Origin of the sequence: Sulfurospirillum sp. (assembly GCF_036802865.1) — a bacterium.
In the GTDB taxonomy this organism is placed as follows: domain Bacteria; phylum Campylobacterota; class Campylobacteria; order Campylobacterales; family Sulfurospirillaceae; genus Sulfurospirillum.
The window spans coordinates 531,392-548,402 of record NZ_DAIRVK010000002.1; the positions used below are offsets into that span (position 1 = coordinate 531,392).

At 38.7% G+C, this 17,011-nt stretch carries 18 protein-coding genes; 10 read left to right on the forward strand and 8 right to left on the reverse strand.

Annotation, left to right across the window (positions count from 1 at the left end):
* Positions 1-38 precede the first annotated feature (38 nt).
* Positions 39-584: a DUF3237 domain-containing protein gene (locus V7Q04_RS07045; RefSeq protein WP_333804262.1), complete on the reverse strand. Its 546-nt coding sequence runs from the start codon at positions 582-584 to the stop codon at positions 39-41.
* 151 nt (positions 585-735) lie between these two features.
* Complete coding sequence (locus V7Q04_RS07050) at positions 736-1,353, reverse strand: pentapeptide repeat-containing protein (protein WP_333804263.1); 618 nt, start codon at positions 1,351-1,353, stop codon at positions 736-738.
* A 174-nt stretch (positions 1,354-1,527) separates the two neighbouring features.
* Between V7Q04_RS07050 and V7Q04_RS07055 the strand changes: the two genes are divergently transcribed.
* The 3 genes from V7Q04_RS07055 to V7Q04_RS07065 are packed head-to-tail and all read left to right on the forward strand — an operon-like array spanning position 1,528 to position 3,468.
* Positions 1,528-2,028 (forward strand): Rieske 2Fe-2S domain-containing protein, encoded by a 501-nt coding sequence (locus tag V7Q04_RS07055; protein WP_333804264.1) that lies wholly within the window; start codon positions 1,528-1,530, stop codon positions 2,026-2,028.
* Entirely contained in the window at positions 2,025-3,188 is a 1,164-nt protein-coding gene (locus V7Q04_RS07060; protein ID WP_333804265.1) for a cytochrome b, read from the forward strand. The genes V7Q04_RS07055 and V7Q04_RS07060 overlap by 4 nt, the downstream gene beginning before the upstream one ends.
* Positions 3,175-3,468 carry a hypothetical protein gene (locus tag V7Q04_RS07065; RefSeq protein ID WP_333804266.1) on the forward strand — a complete coding sequence of 98 codons (294 nt, stop codon included), beginning with the start codon at positions 3,175-3,177 and terminating at the stop codon, positions 3,466-3,468. The genes V7Q04_RS07060 and V7Q04_RS07065 overlap by 14 nt, the downstream gene beginning before the upstream one ends.
* A gap of 3 nt (positions 3,469-3,471) precedes the next feature.
* Here V7Q04_RS07065 and hemJ read toward each other — a convergent pair whose 3' ends face one another.
* The 4 genes from hemJ to V7Q04_RS07085 form a co-directional block, all read right to left on the reverse strand.
* Complete coding sequence (hemJ, locus tag V7Q04_RS07070) at positions 3,472-3,984, reverse strand: protoporphyrinogen oxidase HemJ (protein WP_333804267.1); 513 nt, start codon at positions 3,982-3,984, stop codon at positions 3,472-3,474.
* Between the two features lie 109 nt (positions 3,985-4,093).
* Entirely contained in the window at positions 4,094-5,188 is a 1,095-nt protein-coding gene (locus V7Q04_RS07075; RefSeq protein WP_333804268.1) for a GTP-binding protein, read from the reverse strand.
* A gap of 15 nt (positions 5,189-5,203) precedes the next feature.
* Entirely contained in the window at positions 5,204-6,016 is an 813-nt protein-coding gene (locus tag V7Q04_RS07080) for an MIP/aquaporin family protein (protein WP_333804269.1), read from the reverse strand.
* Between the two features lie 89 nt (positions 6,017-6,105).
* Positions 6,106-7,125: an AraC family transcriptional regulator gene (locus tag V7Q04_RS07085; protein ID WP_333804270.1), complete on the reverse strand. Its 1,020-nt coding sequence runs from the start codon at positions 7,123-7,125 to the stop codon at positions 6,106-6,108.
* 89 nt (positions 7,126-7,214) lie between these two features.
* Between V7Q04_RS07085 and V7Q04_RS07090 the strand changes: the two genes are divergently transcribed.
* The 6 genes from V7Q04_RS07090 (at position 7,215) to V7Q04_RS07115 (ending at position 14,064) form a co-directional block, all read left to right on the forward strand.
* On the forward strand, positions 7,215-7,640 hold the full coding sequence (locus tag V7Q04_RS07090; RefSeq protein WP_333804271.1) for a CopD family protein: 426 nt from the start codon (positions 7,215-7,217) through the stop codon (positions 7,638-7,640).
* Positions 7,641-7,726: 86 nt separating this feature from the next.
* Complete coding sequence (locus V7Q04_RS07095) at positions 7,727-8,341, forward strand: TetR/AcrR family transcriptional regulator (protein ID WP_333804272.1); 615 nt, start codon at positions 7,727-7,729, stop codon at positions 8,339-8,341.
* Positions 8,338-9,567: a TolC family protein gene (locus V7Q04_RS07100; RefSeq protein WP_333804274.1), complete on the forward strand. Its 1,230-nt coding sequence runs from the start codon at positions 8,338-8,340 to the stop codon at positions 9,565-9,567. The genes V7Q04_RS07095 and V7Q04_RS07100 overlap by 4 nt, the downstream gene beginning before the upstream one ends.
* Complete coding sequence (locus tag V7Q04_RS07105) at positions 9,564-10,262, forward strand: efflux RND transporter periplasmic adaptor subunit (protein WP_333804275.1); 699 nt, start codon at positions 9,564-9,566, stop codon at positions 10,260-10,262. The genes V7Q04_RS07100 and V7Q04_RS07105 overlap by 4 nt, the downstream gene beginning before the upstream one ends.
* Before the next feature lie 3 nt (positions 10,263-10,265).
* Positions 10,266-13,295 (forward strand): efflux RND transporter permease subunit, encoded by a 3,030-nt coding sequence (locus V7Q04_RS07110; RefSeq protein WP_333804277.1) that lies wholly within the window; start codon positions 10,266-10,268, stop codon positions 13,293-13,295.
* Between the two features lie 286 nt (positions 13,296-13,581).
* Positions 13,582-14,064: a hypothetical protein gene (locus V7Q04_RS07115; RefSeq protein WP_333804278.1), complete on the forward strand. Its 483-nt coding sequence runs from the start codon at positions 13,582-13,584 to the stop codon at positions 14,062-14,064.
* 40 nt (positions 14,065-14,104) lie between these two features.
* On the opposite strand, the gene V7Q04_RS07120 is transcribed toward V7Q04_RS07115, so the two are convergent.
* Positions 14,105-14,317: a hypothetical protein gene (locus V7Q04_RS07120; RefSeq protein ID WP_333804280.1), complete on the reverse strand. Its 213-nt coding sequence runs from the start codon at positions 14,315-14,317 to the stop codon at positions 14,105-14,107.
* Positions 14,318-14,507: 190 nt separating this feature from the next.
* Here V7Q04_RS07120 and V7Q04_RS07125 point away from each other — a divergent pair, with 190 nt between their 5' ends.
* The gene (locus V7Q04_RS07125) at positions 14,508-14,822 is read left to right on the forward strand and encodes a hypothetical protein (protein WP_333804281.1); all 315 of its coding nucleotides are present in this window, start codon (positions 14,508-14,510) and stop codon (positions 14,820-14,822) included.
* Positions 14,823-14,885: 63 nt separating this feature from the next.
* Here V7Q04_RS07125 and V7Q04_RS13160 read toward each other — a convergent pair whose 3' ends face one another.
* Positions 14,886-16,895, reverse strand: a complete 2,010-nt coding sequence (locus V7Q04_RS13160; protein WP_443070037.1) for a methyl-accepting chemotaxis protein — start codon at positions 16,893-16,895, stop codon at positions 14,886-14,888.
* Between the last annotated feature and the right edge of the window lie 116 nt (positions 16,896-17,011).

Consider the following 17,011-nt stretch of genomic DNA (forward strand, 5'->3'; position numbering starts at 1 on the left):
GCCTCACCTGAGAATGAGTGAGGCTAGAGGGATGAGAATTATTTAACTTCGTAAAACTTGAGAAGAACTTTATCGGGTAATCTTGTTGCGTAACAAATAAAGATTGATTTTTCCATCCATTTATATTTTTCATTATATGTTTCAAATGTCGGAATAGTAGCGAAATAAACAAATTTTGGATCGACAATTTTACCTTGAGAAGCTTGTTTTGCAGCTTCGGGGTCACTGATTCTTCTCATGCCTGCATTGTTTATATAAATTGTATTGCCATCATCTAATTTAATAGCATATCGTGCGACAAGTTCCGTAAAACCATCTGGTCGTATTACCTGACTGTCCACACCAAAAGGAAGTACTTCACCCGTAATCTTACCCGTTACTTTGCCACTTGTAATTAAAATCATCTGTCTTCTGCCATGCTCAGCATCCTGACCTACCACTAAAGGTTTATCAACTTGGATATCAATACTAAAAACCTCTTCGAGTGTTGGAGCTTTAATGTCTTTTGATGTTATATCAGAAGCATTTAAACTAAGACCTAAGAACAAAGATACTGCCGCCGCGAAAAAGTAAAGCTTTTTCATCACAACTCCTTAATAAAATATAATATTTTTTTATTACAAATTAAATTTTAGTATTGTGGCGTGAGATAGTATGTGATATTTTGTAAAACTCTCTTGTTTTGAAGATACTAGGAGTAGGAACTAAACTTTTAAGTCTATTTCTTTCATATTATCAATCCACCAAAACAATTCCTACACCCTCCAACAAAGCCAGTGCTTCAAATCGACTAAAAATGGCGCCTTTTAGATGATTGGTGCGTAGGTCTATGTGGGTGTTGGAAGCGTTGGTGAAGTTGGCGTTTTCCAGATGTGTGTCGCTAAAGAGGGCACCTTTGAAGTCGGTGGCGGTGAAGTTGGCATTGTGGAGCAGGGAAGAGCGAAAGTCAACCTCTTTGGCACGGCACTCGCGCATCACTACGCTTTCCATTAGAAGTCCAAAAAAATTACTGTCATCTAAAATACACTCTTTAAAGCTGAGCGGTAAAGGGTTTAGCAGGCTTTTCCAGTTACACATACACCAGTCTATGCCGTTCATCTTGCACGAGGTAAAATCCGTATGGCTAAATCTGCTATCGGTGAGTTTCATGACGCTCAGATTGCAATTTTCAAAGTGACAGTCTATGAACCGACACGCATAAAAGAAGGTCTCGCTAAAATCACACGATACAAACGTGCACTCTTCAAATTCCGCTTTATTTAAACGTGTACCGTGCAGATCAACACCTTCAAATCGCTCGGCGAAGCAGTCTAGGTTATCGACTATTTTTATCTTATTCATACACGCTCCCATGGCATCTCAAACAATTTCTATCGCTTTTACAGGTCAGAATTTTAGCGGATCCTTGATTAAAACTTTTTGCACTTGCCCATCTTTCCTTGCGTAAATATTTTTTGTTTTAGAGAACTTCGATATTACTTTTGATAGAATGCCCGATGATGAAGCATGGATCAAAGGGAAACGTGAATGGATAGAAATCGAAGACTTGTCAATTATTCGCTTATAGCACTGGTTGGTACGGGTGCGTATTTTAGTATTGACACCATGTTCAAATCCCTAGAACCGCCGAAAAAGGCAAGGCTTGATGCAGCAACTTTTATCGATGCAGAGTCTCTTCCTCTCAATGAAGTTTCTTTTTTTACATGGCAAAAAAAACCGCTTTTTGTGCTTAAAAAAGACGCCTCTCTTATACATGATGCCAAACGCGATGTGTTGATTGGGGAGTATTATTACACTATTATGGTGGGGATATGTACCCATTTAGGATGTATTCCTAAGTATGAAACACCCTCTAAAATGTTTGTCTGTCCATGTCATAGCGGACACTTTGACTACAATGGCAATCCCATCAAAGGCCCTGTTACTAAAGCACTCTTGATTCCCCCTTTTAAAATACAAAATCAAACTATCATTGTGGGTGAAGTGGGTGAAGCGTATTTAAACCTTATGGAGAGTAGCAAAGCATGAATCTCAAAATAAACAACTTTAATCTTTTGCTTTACACCGGGACGATTATGCTGGTGCTGTGTATTTTAATGCTTGTATCAGGCGTTTTTCTAGCGATGCATTACAAGCCCGATTTTGAGCTTGCCTTTGGCAGTGTCAGCAATACCATCATGAATGAAGTTGCCTACGGCTGGCTGTGGCGTAAAATTCATGCCATGGGTTCGACTTTTTTGTTTTTGTTGCTTTATATCCATATGTTGGGCATGCTCTATTTTGGCTTTTACAAACATGGCAAAACAAAGTATTGGTTCAATGGTATGGCGCTTTATTTTTGCTTTATGGTCATCGGATTTACGGGCTATGTACTGCCTATGGGGCAGATGAGCTATTGGGCAGTGCAAGTCATCACCAGTTTACTTGCGTATATCCCAGGGGCAGGTGAAGACATCATGCTATGGGTTAGAGGTGATTTTAGTGTCAGTGAGATAACGTTACTTCGCTTTTATGCTTTACACATCGTGGTCATGCCTTTGTGTATTGTTTCTATCGTCCTTTTTCATGCAGATTTTTTCAAATGGCACGCTACGCATAAACTCTCCCTAACACGTAAAGGGTTGCACATCAGTAAAGAGGATCGTTTTAGTAAAACCCTTCATGCGGACGCTAAAGCACCCAAACCATTTTTCTCCAACGCTGTTTTAAAGCCTCTTTTAGCGTGTTCTTTGTTTTTAGCACTCTTTTTTTACTGTGTCTTTTTTCACGACTATCTCGCACTAGATGCACTTAACGCGACCCCTGCCAATCCTAGTGACACGCCTGCTCATATCTATCCTGAGTGGTATTTTTTGTGGATGCTTCAATTGCTTAAAAGTTTTTTCTTTGATATTGGCATGATAAAAGGCTCGTATATCGGGATGGCTTCGCTTGTAGTCGTCAATGGAGGGTTACTCTTAATGCCTCTGCTTGATAAAAATCCACGTCGTATTCCCGCACATCAGCGTCCTTACTTTTTCGGGTGGTTTTGGGCATTGGTAGTGTGTTTGGTGGCATTAAGCATTTTAGGAAAACTACCAAGCACTTCACTGACATTGTGGATGGGGCTGTTCTTTTCTTCTGTGTTGTTAGGGCTATTTTTTGTATTGCCTTTCTTATCTCAAAAGGAATCCCATGCCAAATCTTAAAATTTTTGCCACGGTAGTTTTTATGGTTACAGTTCTTGTTATGGGACTTGAATACTTACCAAAGTTTTACGCCCAACCCACATCTGTTGTAGCTACAACACAAACGATAGAAGATAAAACGGCTCTTGAAAGTCCTGAAAACAGGGAAGCAAAAGTGCTTCAAGCCAAAGAAGAAAGCAAACAAACACACATCGGTTATACGGTAGTAGGGTATTTTCTCTTGCTTTCAGTGTTGTTGTACATTAAAATTCTTATGCAACGCACGCAAAGGGTAGAGTAAAAGCTATTGTTGCTTTTTCCCATCTAAAATAACATCGATCACCATCGCGAAAACACCAATCACAATAAGTGTAAATGCCCATGAAAAACTTTTCGTAAGAACATACCCTACGATCAGAATGGCAAGTGCGGTAGGAACTTCATTGTAGGCACGAAAGAATTTTCCATCTTTGGTACACGTGCCTTCTGCCAACGCTAAACGGTACTTTTCAAGCGAAAATGAGTAGAGTGTAAGTATGATAAGCACGGTAAATTTAGCATAAATCCATCCACCACTTGAGAGGAGTTGATTATCAAGGTGAATCATCGTTAAACCACTCACCAATGTCGCCCAAAATGCTGGAAGTCCAATGTATTTGTAAAGTTTATATTCTTGAATTTTTGCTACTTCAACAAACTCTTTTTTTTGCGCGTACTCAACATGGTACACGAAAAGCCTTGGAAGGTAAAATAACATCGCCATCCACGACATCAACGCCACAATATGAAATGCTAACACCCACTTATAGTACTCCAACGCCTATCCTTTTCATTTTACATGATGCTTATTATACATGAAAGATATAGAGCTAAAACTTTGAAGTCCATTCTTTGGCATCTTTTGTAAACTGTTCGTGTAATATGGGTTACTGAACGACATAATCGTATCGGTACGTTGGGTTTGGTCGTCCTGGACTTAAGCATTGGATTGATTCTGGTGTTTGCATGATAACATTATTGCTACAGAGTGTAGAAACGACTTCTTTTACGGTACGCTCTAATTCCTCTGGCGACATTTCAACACGCGCATTCAAAATCATTTTTGCCTGATTTCCTATACCTGCACTGCCTCGTATGCTCAAAGATTCTTTTTTCCCTGTTAGATTACCAATAACATACTGGTCTTCTGTTTCAATCAACACTTTGACATGTCCAACTGCTAATGTTGAAGCATCGAAACGCTGAGCCAATGCTTCCAAGACTTTCAGGGCAAAACTGTCCCAGTCAATAGCGTGACCTTGGAGCGATACGGTCATATTAAGCCACCCCAACACCGCCTCTCCTTGTGCATAAATATCATAGTCCACTTCTGTCAAATGCGTTCCCACATCAAGACAACTCTTTGCTTCATTAAGCCATACGTCCAAGCCTTCGTCTCGTTGAGCACTTAAGGCAAAAACTTTAGCAAAAGCCCACGTGTCGGATACTTTCTTCTTTAATACTTCCAATGCATTTGATGAGAGCACATCTGTTTTAGTGATGACGATCATGTCAGCTTCATCAAGCTGTTTTTTCACAATATACGCAGCACTTGGATGCAACCCTGATGTGCCTCCATCAAGAATATCCTGCAATCTTGCTGGGTCAACGAGCACAGTAAGCGGAGATAGTATGAGTTCATTCTTAAACGTTTGTTTCAAAGGTTGCATAATTGTTGCAGAAAGATCCGTACAGCTTCCCACAGGCTCTGCGATGATGATATCCACATCGTTTTGCACTCGTAAATAAGTAATAGCATCGGTAAAACCATTGAAATTACAGCAAAAGCAACTTCCACTCACTTCAACAACGCTACCACCTGAGCGTTGAAGAAAGGCGGTATCTACCAGCGAAGATGCTTGATCGTTTGTGATAAGCCCAACCCGTTTTCCTTGCTCAATCAGCTTTCGTGCTGATTCTAAAAGTAGGGTCGTTTTACCAGCACCAAGAAATCCGCCAACTAAAATCATGCGCGTTTTCATGTATGTTCCTTTTGTTTAGTTGCAATCACATTTTTCATGTTTACGATTCATCAAGGGTTCAATAAAATGTGTAAATAAAACCCCTGCCATCATCCCGCCAAGTACGGGAGAAAACATATATACAAAGAAGAAACCACCACACTGATCGGGGAAGGCTGCATTATCCCATCCAAACATCCAAGCTACCATTCTAGGGCTAAAATCCCTTGCAGGGTTCAGTCCAGCTTGTGTCAAAGGCGCTATAAGACAAATAATTGATGTGACAGTTAATCCTATAAATAAGGGAGCTATGTTGTCATTAGGGCGTCCTAAATTACAACTTTCTGTTAAGAAAAAGACAATGAGTACCAATAAAAATGTGCCAAAACCTTCCGCAAACATCGCCAATGGCAAAGACACAACCGTCGTAGCATTTGCCAGATGATAGTATTCGCCAAACATTTTCGCTACATTCATGGATTCTGACGTACCGCGGATGATGTGGTTTGTATTTTCAAACGCTACGATGGAAGGATTAAATAACAGATAGACCATCATGCCTGCAAGAAAAGCTCCAGCGAACTGTCCTATGAGATAAACAGGCATTTTTTTGATGGTCATTCTTTGACTGATGACCATTGCCAAAGTAACGGCTGGATTGAGATGTGCACACGATAGATGTCTCGCGGCATATATGGAAAGACTTACACCAATGCCCCAAATAAGGGCTATTTGAAACAACCCTTGATGAACATTAAACAAAACAGAAACGGCTACAGAGCCACATCCAAACAAAACCATAATAAACGTTCCCAACAATTCACCTATAAATTCACGTTGATAGTGCATAATGACTAACCTTTTCTCGTTATGTTTTCAAAACCTTTGAAATATGTAAAACAATCATATCTGTTATTTATAGCATAAAAATAGCAATATTAAACGTTTAAATGTAACGCCATCCACGCTTGAGGATTCATGCCATACCACTTCTTAAAAGCCCGTAAATAAGGGCTTGGTTCGGCATACCCCAAGTAAGAAGCGATGGTGGGTGTACTCAGTCCTTTTTCCAGATAGTGCGTTGCTAGTTTCTGGCGAACTTCTCCTAAAAGCACTACAAAACTACTGTTCTCTTCTTTGAGCTTTTTTTGAAGTGTACGTGGGTGCATTCCCACTTTTTGTGCCACGCTTTGCAGCGATACATCAAGCTCACCTGTACCTATAAGAATGCATCCTTTGACGTGTTCACTCAAACTTCCATGCACACTAAGCCCCAAACTCTGTTCTGCCTCTTTTTCAAACACACTGAGCAAATAAGGATTTTCATAACTTGTTTTTGTTGCCAGTTGCGCTTTGTCGAAGAAGATGGCATTTTCAGTCTCATCAAAGTAGATATGCTCTCCAAAAACTCCTTTGTAGGCATTGACATGTAACGGCTTTGAATGCCTAAAGGTTGTGCGTTTTGGAAAGATGGGGTGGGGAATGATTTTATTCAGAAGGTTAAGCAGTGCGCTTAGGTGGATCTCAGCACTGTACTTTTCAAGGTGAGCGACTTCATCTTCTTTTTGAATAATGATGGTGAGTTTACACTCTGTTGCTTCAAAGATGGGCTTGAGCGTTTTGCCAACCAAAGGATAATAACGACACAATTTAATGATGGCATCTTCAACATTGCTTGAATGCAACATCAAATAGCCTAAAACACCAAGGTTGTTTGGCGTAACGGATGCTGCGAATTTGAATAAAAGCGAAGCATCTCCCGAAATAGATATCGCTTCATCAATAAGTTCACTCACATAATGCGCTGGAATTTTGACGCCTTTTTGCTGTACCATTTCCATGGTTATGTCACGTTGAGCCATAAAAGAGGAGGCATCAAACAGATAGTTTTTTTGTAAATACAAAAGAATAAATAAAAATGCTTCTGCTGGAGCTTCTTTAGAATGAGTCAGTCGCAAAATGTCACACCTTGAGTCGTAAAATGTCATGAAATAATCGTGTTTGAATTATATACTAGCGTTTATTAAGACACATTGAGGAAGCCACTATGAACACTTACAGCATCGTACTCGCATTTCATGTTATTTCTATTGCAACATGGATGCTTATGCTTATCTACCTACCCAAACTCTTTGTTTATCATATTAACGCGCCAACAGCGGCAAAAGAGGTAATCGCTTTACAAGAAGCCAATCTTTTCAAAATAGGCACAGTTGCGATGATTTTTTCCATCAAATTTGGGCTTATATTGCTTTATCTTAATCCGCATCTATTGAACAGTGGAGGGTGGTTACATCTAAAGCTCACCTTGGTTGGTTGTTTGGTTCTTTTTCACGTTACATGTAAAAAATTGATAATGCAACTTAGCCTACAAGACAAAGAGCCAAATCTACGTTTCTTCAAACTTTTGAGAATGTTCCCCGAAATAGCCACATCCATTATTATTCTTCTTACAATTATCAAGCCATTTTAAACAATGGCTTGAAACTCCATTGACAAATCAAGCCAAAAAATGTACTATTTTAAAAATGAATGACCGTCAGTCATTTAAGGAGTACCATGGCACGAATAATTGATAAAGAAGAAAAGAGGTGCGACATCGCACTTTCTGCAATTGAACTTTTTTGTGAAAAAGGCATACAGCAAACAAGTATCGATGAAATTGCAAAAAGTGCAGGGGTAGCCAAAGGTACAATCTATCTTTACTTTAAAAATAAAGAAGAGATTGTCTTTGCAATTTGGGATATCATTGCAGGACGTCATCGTAATGCATTCGAAAAACGCGTCAAAACAAATATGAGGGCTAAAGATAAAATTTTAGAATTTTACAACTTTAGTGAGTGTGAAGAAGAGCAGAATAAAGAGCAAGTTCTTAAACTCTATCAACACTTTGTAAGTTCCATGCTTATCGACAAAACAGGGCTTTATACAACTTATTTTGAAAGCTTTTTTCAAGAAGATTATGATTTTATCACAAGCGCTTTACATGAAGGAATAGCTCGAGGTGAATTGTATGTTGACAACATTGATTTACTAACCAATACCATCATTATGCTCTTAAAAGGCGTTTTAGTCCGAGCAAAAGCCAGTAATATGGACTTTCATGAAGCTCAAACCACACTTATCAAGCACATCACTTATTTACTCGATCAATGTACAAGGAAAGAACCATGAAAAAATTAAGCCTTTTATGTATCTTTCCACTGTTTGCCTTCGCAGGAAACTTACCACAACTTTTAAATCTTGCGGAACAAAACAAACAAGTGGAAGCGTCACGCTACAGTTTAGAGGCGGCAAAAGAGCAAGAGTATGCTACGAAAAGTGGTTACATGCCAAGCCTCAGTTTAGGTGCAAATCAAACCTTCAACCAACAAGAAACAATGCTCAACCCTGATAAAAGCCGAACAGGCTCCGCTACGCTTTCATTTACACTGTATGATGGCGGAAAAAGAGAAGCCCTTTTTGACCAACAAAAAGCCCTTGTAAAGGCTGCGACATTCTCACTTGGATCCGTACAAAACAACGTTTCACTCAATGTGATTTATTACTATTACAACTACATCAGCACCCTTGCCAGTAAAGAGTCAACCGTTCAAAAAATGGAACAACTTGAAGCTGAGCGTTACCGACTTGAAAAATACCTCTCAGTAGGTAGTGCAACGGCAGATGAACTCCAAAAAATCATCTCAACCATAGAACAAACCAAAGTCGATCTTTTGACCTTAGATAACACCCTAAATAACATTTCCAATACCTTAGAATACCTTACCGGTAAAGAGGTGAGTGTAGAAGCTGGCTCATTGGTTGTATTGCAAGAAAGCAAAATAGAGGATGCAAAGCGTTTTGACATCTTAGCACTTGAAGAGAGTGTTCAAAGCTCACGTGCTGAGGCAGAAGCCGCAAAAGCTCCCTATTTACCAATCATTAAAATAGAAGACAGTTACTCACGATTCAAATACGATTACAACAATCCTGCTTTTGAATCAGATAATAACCATCAAAACACCGTTCAACTCACAATGCAATGGAAGATTTTTGACTTTGGTTCCACTTCAGCCTCAGTACAAGCTGCTCAAAAAAACTACCTTTCTAAAAGCAGTGATTTAGCGTATGAAAAACAAAAAGCAAAAGCAAGTTATAAAAGTGCTCAAAATAGTTACACAACAGCACTGGCAAAAATCGAAGCTGCTAAAGCTAAGCTCTCTGCTTCAGAGATGACGTATGAGCTTGTTAAAAAGAAATTTCAACAAGGCATCGTCAATAACGTCAGTTATCTTGATGCGTTGAGCGATAAATTTAATTCACGCTCACAACTTCAAACAGCACTTAATGAAGTTGAATACCAAAAAGCCGTTCTACTCTACGAAATGGGTAAAGAAATAAAAGGAGCCATCCAATGAAAAAAGTTTTTGTAGTCACGCTACTTATGTTCCAAGCCCTTATTGCAGGGGAAGTTTACGCAACATTTGATGTTGTAAGCGAAAAAAGCTCCGAATTAGGACTTTCTATCTCTGGTGTTGTTGGCACCTTGCAAGTTGATGTGGGTGATCGTGTTAAAAAAGGTGATTTACTCCTTGCTTTACAAAACGCACAAGAAAAAAATGAGTATGAAAGTGCTCGTAAAAATGCTGAGCATTCGCTCAAAACCTATGATAGATACGCCAAAATCTCAGATGTCATCGACAAAGAAAAAATGGAAAACTACCTTTATGACAAAGATATTCAACTCTTAAATGCACAAAATAAAGAGATTATCTTCAAAAAAACAGAACTTCGTGCACCTTATGATTTGGTAGTCACTAAAAAAAGTACTGAACTTGGAAACATCGTTCTAGGTTCGCAAACCAAACTCTTAACCGTTGAAAGTACCCGTGATGTCAAACTCGTGCTGAAATTCGATGAAAAATACTGGACTAAGGTCAAAGTAGGGCAAAAATTCACCTATAAAGTAGATGGTAGCGATAAAAAATATGAAGGTGTGATTAGCAAAATCTATCCAACCATTTTAGCAAGCACCCGCGAAATGCAAGCAGAAGTCAAAGCCGTCGATCTTATGCCAGGGCTTTTTGGCAACGGCACAATCGCTGCGGAATAACCAATGTATAAATTAGCGATCAACCGTCCCATCACGACACTGATGGGTGTTTTAACCTTTATTGTTTTTGGTTTGATGTCCTATAATACCATGCCGATCAATCTCTATCCTAACGTGGATTTTCCTATCGTTACGGTTCAAACAACATACAATGGTGCAGATCCTGCAACGGTTGAGACAAAAGTAACCGATAAAATCGAAGAGGCCGTTTCGGGCGTTGATGGCATTGATAAGCTTATGTCAACCAGTTACGAAGGCTTTAGTGTTGTTACCATTCAGTTTAAACTGACTAAAAATATTGATATCGCAACCAATGACGTGCGCGATAAAATCGGTGCGCTCAATCTTCCAACCGAAGTCGATAAACCAGTCGTTAAAAAACTGGGTGCAACGGGTGGCGTTATCAAGCTTTTCGTAGCAAGTGATGGTAAAAATGACATCGCTCTTATGCGCCTTGCCGATGAAAAGCTCAAACCAAAACTTCAGAGGGTAAAAGGTGTTGGCGAAGTCAATATCATCGGTTATCAAGACCGTGAGATTCGCATCTTTATTGACCCTTTTTTGCTTAACAAGTACAACCTAAGTGCATCTGATCTTAGTGGTATCATCTCTAAGCAGAACATCAAACAGGGTGCTGGTAAGATGGTCAATCAAAACCAAGAGATCATCATCAAAGCAGAAGGCGATGCAGCGAACATTCAAGAGATTGAAGATCTTCTTGTCAAGCCAGGTGTGCGCCTTAAAGATGTTGCAACCGTTGTTGATGGTCTGAGTGATCCTAAAAGTTTCTCTTCCTACAACGGTCAAAGAGGTGTAACGCTCGAAGTTAAAAAAATAGCCGGTGAGAATGTTCTTAACATCATCAAAGGTGTTAAAAAAATTATGCCAGACATGCAACTCCTTGCAGGCAAAAATAACGAGATCAAAATCTTGCAAGATCAGTCTGAAAAGATTATGGTCAACATCGATAATGTTCGCTTTGACCTTATCTTTGGTGCATTTTTGTCGATTATTATCGTTTTTGCTTTTTTACGTAATGCAACTGCAACCATCGTTTCAGCCCTTGCTATCCCAACGTCTGTTATTGGAACCTTTGCCATTATGAATGCCCTTGGATACGACCTTAACCGTCTAACGCTCATTGGTCTAACGCTCGCCATTGGTATTTTTATCGATGATGCGATTGTTGTTATTGAAAATATTATGAAAAAGATGGAAGAGGGGCAAAAGCCTTTTCAAGCCTCCTTTGAAGGTATCAAAGAGGTTGCATTCTCTATTCTTGCCATTTCATCAGTGCTTTTAGCCGTATTTATCCCAGTTGCGTTTATGGATGGCATCGTTGGTATGTTCTTTAACTCCTTTGCGATGACCGTAGCTTCGGGTATTGTTATCTCTTATCTTGTAGCGGTTATGTTTGTACCTTCCATTGGCGCACGTCTTTTGAGTGCAAAAGAGAGTAATTTTTATTATGCAACAGAGCCTATTTTAAAAGCGGTTGATAAAGCCTATGTTTCAATTTTAAAACCACTTATCCGTTTTAAAACGATTACTGTTTTAGTAACATTTGGACTTTTATTTGTATCTATGACACTTAAAGTGGGTATGGACTTTCTACCGATGCAAGACAATAGTGAATTTCAAGTGACCATTAAAGGCCCTGTTGGGATCAATTTAGAAACTATGAAACAAAAGGTCATTCCTGTTGATGAAATGCTCAAGGGTGATCCATCGATTTCGTATTCTATTATCTCTATTGGGTATGACTCAGCACAAAGCCTTCACAAAGCACGTATTTACGTTAAGCTAAAATCTCTTAAAGAGCGCACTATTTCACAGCTTAAAATCATCGAAAACTACCGCGAAAAGATGAAAAATCTTGAAGGTCTTACTATCTCTGTTGAAAAAGTCGATGATTTTGATACGGGAGATACAACAGCAGCGCTTCAAGTCGTTATTACCGGCGATAAATTTGACGTCTTAGATGATACTTCGACTAAACTCATGGAGTTTTTGAAATCTAACAAAGGCATCGTTGATATCGATAGAGACTACGAAAGTGGTAAACCAGAGATGCGCATCAGCATTCTTCGTGAAAATGCCCAACGAGTAGGGGTAAGTGTTAAAGAGATTGCCGCAGTTCTGGGCTCTGCTTACTCAAGCGATAGCGCTATTTCATACTATGAAGACAATGGTAAGCAATTTGACATCACCATTCGCTTTAGAGATGACTTTAGAATGTCATTGGAAGATCTAAAAAAACTACAAGTTAAGAACTCTAATGGTGAATTTGTGGCACTTGAAGGCTTAATTGCATTTGAAGAAACACTAGGAACTGCCTCTATTAACCGTTTCGATCGTGAACGTAAAATCTTAGTAACGGCGGGTACTTCTGGTATATCCTTGGATAAAGTTGTTGTTCTTGTTGAAGATAAGATGAAAGAGATCCTTCCTGAAGGATACCACTACCGTTTTACAGGCGATGTTGAAAATATGAGCGATACAGGAAAAGCCTTTGGTGCAGCGGTTCTTCTTGCTGTTATCTTAATCTACTTGATTCTTGCAGCACTGTATGAGTCACTCATTCAACCGTTCATCATCATGATTTCTATGCCTCTTTCGTTAACAGGTATTATGGTAGCGTTGTATCTGACGAACAATACGTTTAGTTTGTTTGTTATGATCGGTATTATTCTGCTTCTGGGAATGGTTGGTAAAAACGCCATCTTGGTTGTTGACTTTGCGAACCGTGCAATTAAAGAGGGGAAAAGCATCGACAATGCACTTCTTGAAGCGGGAGAAAAACGTCTACGACCGATTTTAATGACGACCTTTGCGATGATAGGTGCCATGATGCCTCTAGCCTTTGGTAGTGGAGCAGGGCACGAAGCCAACGCTCCTATGGCACTTGCCATCATCGGCGGACTTTTAAGCTCGACTGTTCTAACGTTGCTCGTTGTTCCTGCTATTTATAAGTTTATGTATCCGATGGACAGCTGGCTACGTAAATGGTACGAAAAAGGAACTGTTAAGTAAGCTTTACATGTAAAGGGTATTTTTTGAAATATCCTTTACAAATCCTTCGCTCCATCACTCCAAAATCCTTCTTTTAAGTCTATACTCCAACATTTAGGTACATTTTTTGCTTGTACTATATCTTGATTTCCAGATCCCAATTGATGCTGGATTTCTATGGTAGGTGAAAGGTTCTCTTCTGTGAGTTTAGGAAAGAGCGATGCTCTTTGAAAATGTGAAAGTCATTTGAAATGATTTCACGCAAAATTCCGTTGTTGCGGATATGTAAATGCTTTAAGGACAAGTAATGAAAAAAATCGTATGTCTCGTTTCAGTAGCAGCAGTGCTAGGAATGAATGCTTATGCAAAAGACTATGTTGAAGATGTACATGGTGGCATCACACGTTCAACTGTTGATGGTGAACATAAGGCTGCTTTTAACGCTGGCTATGGCATAACAAAAACATTAGATAACAAAGTGCTCTTTGGAGTTGCTTTTAATGGTGAATACTCAAATTTATCAGACGGCTCACTTTGGGGTGCTGGAACTGATTTTAAACTAGGTTACAATGTATGGGAAAAGTTGAATGCCTATGGCATCGTTGGGGCAAAACTTCAATCTGTTGATGGAAATGCAGGCTATGGACTTGGTTATGGTTTAGGGGTTGATTATCCTATTACTAGAACTATTTCTGCTGCGGTTGAATATAAAAACTATAACATGAATGCAAGTAATATCCCAGATTATGACTATAAAACTTTAGGACTTAATCTCAAATACGCGTTCTAAAACGCATGTAGGGACATTTTTAGTCCCTACAACTTTTTTGTTACTTATTTCTTTTTCTATCTTTTTTCACTTGTTTTGCCTTCGCCTTAGCTTTGGCTTTTTGAGCATCACTCATTTTAGCTTTGTCAGAGTTCACTGCTCCAACATTCATCTGCTTTCCTTCGTAAGGTACCGTGTGTTTTTGTTGTGTCGCAAGTCCAGCAAGTTTATAGCCATTTTCCATTTTTACGCTATTGTTAAGTAATCCGCCCATAGTGTGTCCTTAATATTTTGAAATTTAATTGGAGAAAAATCGTTGAGAGGTATGTAACGATATATAGCTTATTATACTTTATACTTGCTTCAAACCATGTAAAAGTTATCTATAGTGTTATTTTTGCTTATAATTCAGCCTAATTGATTAAAATACCGCTTACTGCTTTATATGTCAAAAAAGGAAACATATGTCGGAACAAAACCTGATTACCATGCAGCAATACGCCGTAAAAAACAAAATGAGCACCTTTGCTGTTGTTAAATTGGTTAATGCTAAAAAACTTAAAACTATTAAAAAAAATATTGATGGAGAAGAGCGGGAATTTATCATCGATGAGTCTCTTCCACGCACAACAACGCTCAAAAGTGAAACTACTCTAGAACCAGAGCAGGGCACAAAAATCGACTATGAAGTCGAATTTCATAAACTCTTAGCAAAATATGTCGAAATTCAGGACAAATATACAAACTTAATAGAGAAAAACAACTGTACGATGAAGTGAATTTGAGGTTATCGATAAAGCAAGAAGAGGGCATTTAAAATGCCCTTCTTATGGTCATGAAGTCTAGTGATTTAAAATATCGAGTGTTTTTTCATACACACTGAGCTTACCAAGCTCTGTATTTAGCTCATCCGTTAATTTTGATTGTGATCTGAGCTCGCCAGAGATAAGATGACTTTTCCCTGCTAAATTTTCCATATCAGAAGAGAGGGTATTACTTTTTGAAGAAACTTCTAAAAGTCCACTGCTCACGCCACTCATCGTATTGCTAATGCTCTCAACGGCTTGGATGATAGTACTCACCGATACATTGGTCTCAGAAAGACTTTTTTGAGTTCGCTCAGCAAGCTTGCGTACTTCATCGGCAACGACAGCAAAACCGCGCCCATGTTCCCCTGCGCGTGCCGCTTCAATGGCAGCATTGAGTGCCAGTAAATTGGTCTGATCAGCAATATCAGAGATAACACTTAAAACCATACGAATGTCACGAACATTGTTGGTAAGATTATCAACTTCAATGGAAAGGCTGGCATTGTCTGCACTGCCTTTTTCCATGCTTGATGAAAAGACTACAAACTCTTTTTCAACAGAAGAGAGTTGTGTTTCAATCGCATCTATAGCACTTACAGCATTTTGGAGTGTTCCACCAATCGTTTGCAGAACTGGCATACTCGATTTCATTTGATTGAGCATCGCTTTGTTAATGTTGTTAATCATCGTTTGACGATTGATTTTTCTTAAAAGAAAATAGCTTTTAAACCCTGCATATTTTTGCACAAAATGATCAACATATTCACCTTCAAATTTATCTGATTCTTCTACACGATAAAAAAAGATTGCTGTTAATGTTTGATTGATATTGACACCTAAGAGTTCACCAAATGTAGAAAAGCCAACGACAGGTACACCTTCAAATGCTTTTAAACGATTAATCTCACCAGCATTGCATAAACGCCTTAAAATACAATCGTTAAAAATAGCACCTAAAGCTTTGCGTGGTTTATTACGACTAAATTGTTCAAAATCATGCGTTGTTGTTTGCACAAAATCTGTTTTTTCAAGCAATATAAGCTCTTCGCCGGCTTCTAAATCGCAGTAAAAATGAAGAACATTACCGGTTGTGTCAACAGAAGCAATAGAACGAATGTAAATTTCATCATTAATTGCAATACCAAACGTATAATTTGCTAACTTCGTGCTTAACTCATTGGCAGAGCATCTAAAGTGGTTTGTAAGCGCTTCAATAACACCAACACTCATATTGGTCGAGCGGTCTAAAAAAGCACTGACGGTACGTTTAATTGGATCTGCCGCTAAAACAGTAAAAGAGATAGCGGTTTTTCTAAAGTTTTGACTTTTAAAAATACTAAAACGATAATGTGGTGCAAATTTTAAAAATGTAATGACCGCATGATGACGTAATGTACGCGTTCCATCGTAGATATAGGTATTTTGAAAGTCTAATTTTCCACCAGCGCTTCCGCCGGCCAAAAGACAGGGGATATTTCCCACTTGGTATGCAGCTTCCATAAAGAAGCTCTCACTGGCACTAAGCCCATCAATGAGGGTATAGCCCAAGGTATTTTGGTACTCAACTTTAAAGGGAACATGAACTTTTCTAATCTCATCCGCAATAGCGGCAGTACGCTCTGCCGCTGTTTTTTTACTCGTAGCCATATCTTCACTCTTAAGAGGAATGGATGCTACATACACATCACTTACGATAGCATGAGAGAAAAACATTAAAACGATGTTATCGCCTTCACCAGCATTCGCTTGCGAATATAAGGAGGAGAGGGGAGTTAAACCATCTAAACTACATAATTCACCTGCAGTCGTTGAAAGAATCAATGTTGCATCACTCGGAAGTGCCTGTTTGAGTTTTGAAGAGATGCATGTGAAATCAAGTGCAGGAGAGACAAAACCTAAAACAACCTTTGGGTTAAAAGGAATAGTATCAAGTCCAGCTATAATCGTTTTTTCTTGAAGATTTAACGTTACAATCGCTTGATTTAAATCTCCATTAGATACATTAAAAGCAGTTTGTTCTTGTGACTTAAAAAAACTAAACATGAAAATTCCTTATTAGAATGTTTATATAACTTATAATCTAAATAATTCATACTAACTCACTACGAATAAATATAAACTTAAAATACTTATAATAAAAAGTTTTAATATTATCAAAC

Bases quoted from the DNA above. Each gene is read 5' to 3' on its own strand.
- V7Q04_RS07060 (WP_333804265.1), top strand. From the start codon at position 2,025: ATGAATCTCAAAATAAACAACTTTAATCTTTTGCTTTACACCGGGACG.
- V7Q04_RS07110 (WP_333804277.1), top strand. From the start codon at position 10,266: ATGTATAAATTAGCGATCAACCGTCCCATCACGACACTGATGGGTGTT.
- V7Q04_RS13160 (WP_443070037.1), bottom strand. From the start codon at position 16,895: ATGTTTAGTTTTTTTAAGTCACAAGAACAAACTGCTTTTAATGTATCT.
- V7Q04_RS07115 (WP_333804278.1), top strand. From the start codon at position 13,582: ATGAAAAAAATCGTATGTCTCGTTTCAGTAGCAGCAGTGCTAGGAATG.
- V7Q04_RS07080 (WP_333804269.1), bottom strand. From the start codon at position 6,016: ATGCACTATCAACGTGAATTTATAGGTGAATTGTTGGGAACGTTTATT.
- V7Q04_RS07045 (WP_333804262.1), bottom strand. From the start codon at position 584: ATGAAAAAGCTTTACTTTTTCGCGGCGGCAGTATCTTTGTTCTTAGGT.
- V7Q04_RS07055 (WP_333804264.1), top strand. From the start codon at position 1,528: ATGGATAGAAATCGAAGACTTGTCAATTATTCGCTTATAGCACTGGTT.
- V7Q04_RS07125 (WP_333804281.1), top strand. From the start codon at position 14,508: ATGTCGGAACAAAACCTGATTACCATGCAGCAATACGCCGTAAAAAAC.
- V7Q04_RS07075 (WP_333804268.1), bottom strand. From the start codon at position 5,188: ATGAAAACGCGCATGATTTTAGTTGGCGGATTTCTTGGTGCTGGTAAA.
- V7Q04_RS07105 (WP_333804275.1), top strand. From the start codon at position 9,564: ATGAAAAAAGTTTTTGTAGTCACGCTACTTATGTTCCAAGCCCTTATT.
- V7Q04_RS07120 (WP_333804280.1), bottom strand. From the start codon at position 14,317: ATGGGCGGATTACTTAACAATAGCGTAAAAATGGAAAATGGCTATAAA.
- V7Q04_RS07095 (WP_333804272.1), top strand. From the start codon at position 7,727: ATGGCACGAATAATTGATAAAGAAGAAAAGAGGTGCGACATCGCACTT.
- V7Q04_RS07090 (WP_333804271.1), top strand. From the start codon at position 7,215: ATGAACACTTACAGCATCGTACTCGCATTTCATGTTATTTCTATTGCA.
- V7Q04_RS07050 (WP_333804263.1), bottom strand. From the start codon at position 1,353: ATGGGAGCGTGTATGAATAAGATAAAAATAGTCGATAACCTAGACTGC.
- V7Q04_RS07100 (WP_333804274.1), top strand. From the start codon at position 8,338: ATGAAAAAATTAAGCCTTTTATGTATCTTTCCACTGTTTGCCTTCGCA.
- V7Q04_RS07065 (WP_333804266.1), top strand. From the start codon at position 3,175: ATGCCAAATCTTAAAATTTTTGCCACGGTAGTTTTTATGGTTACAGTT.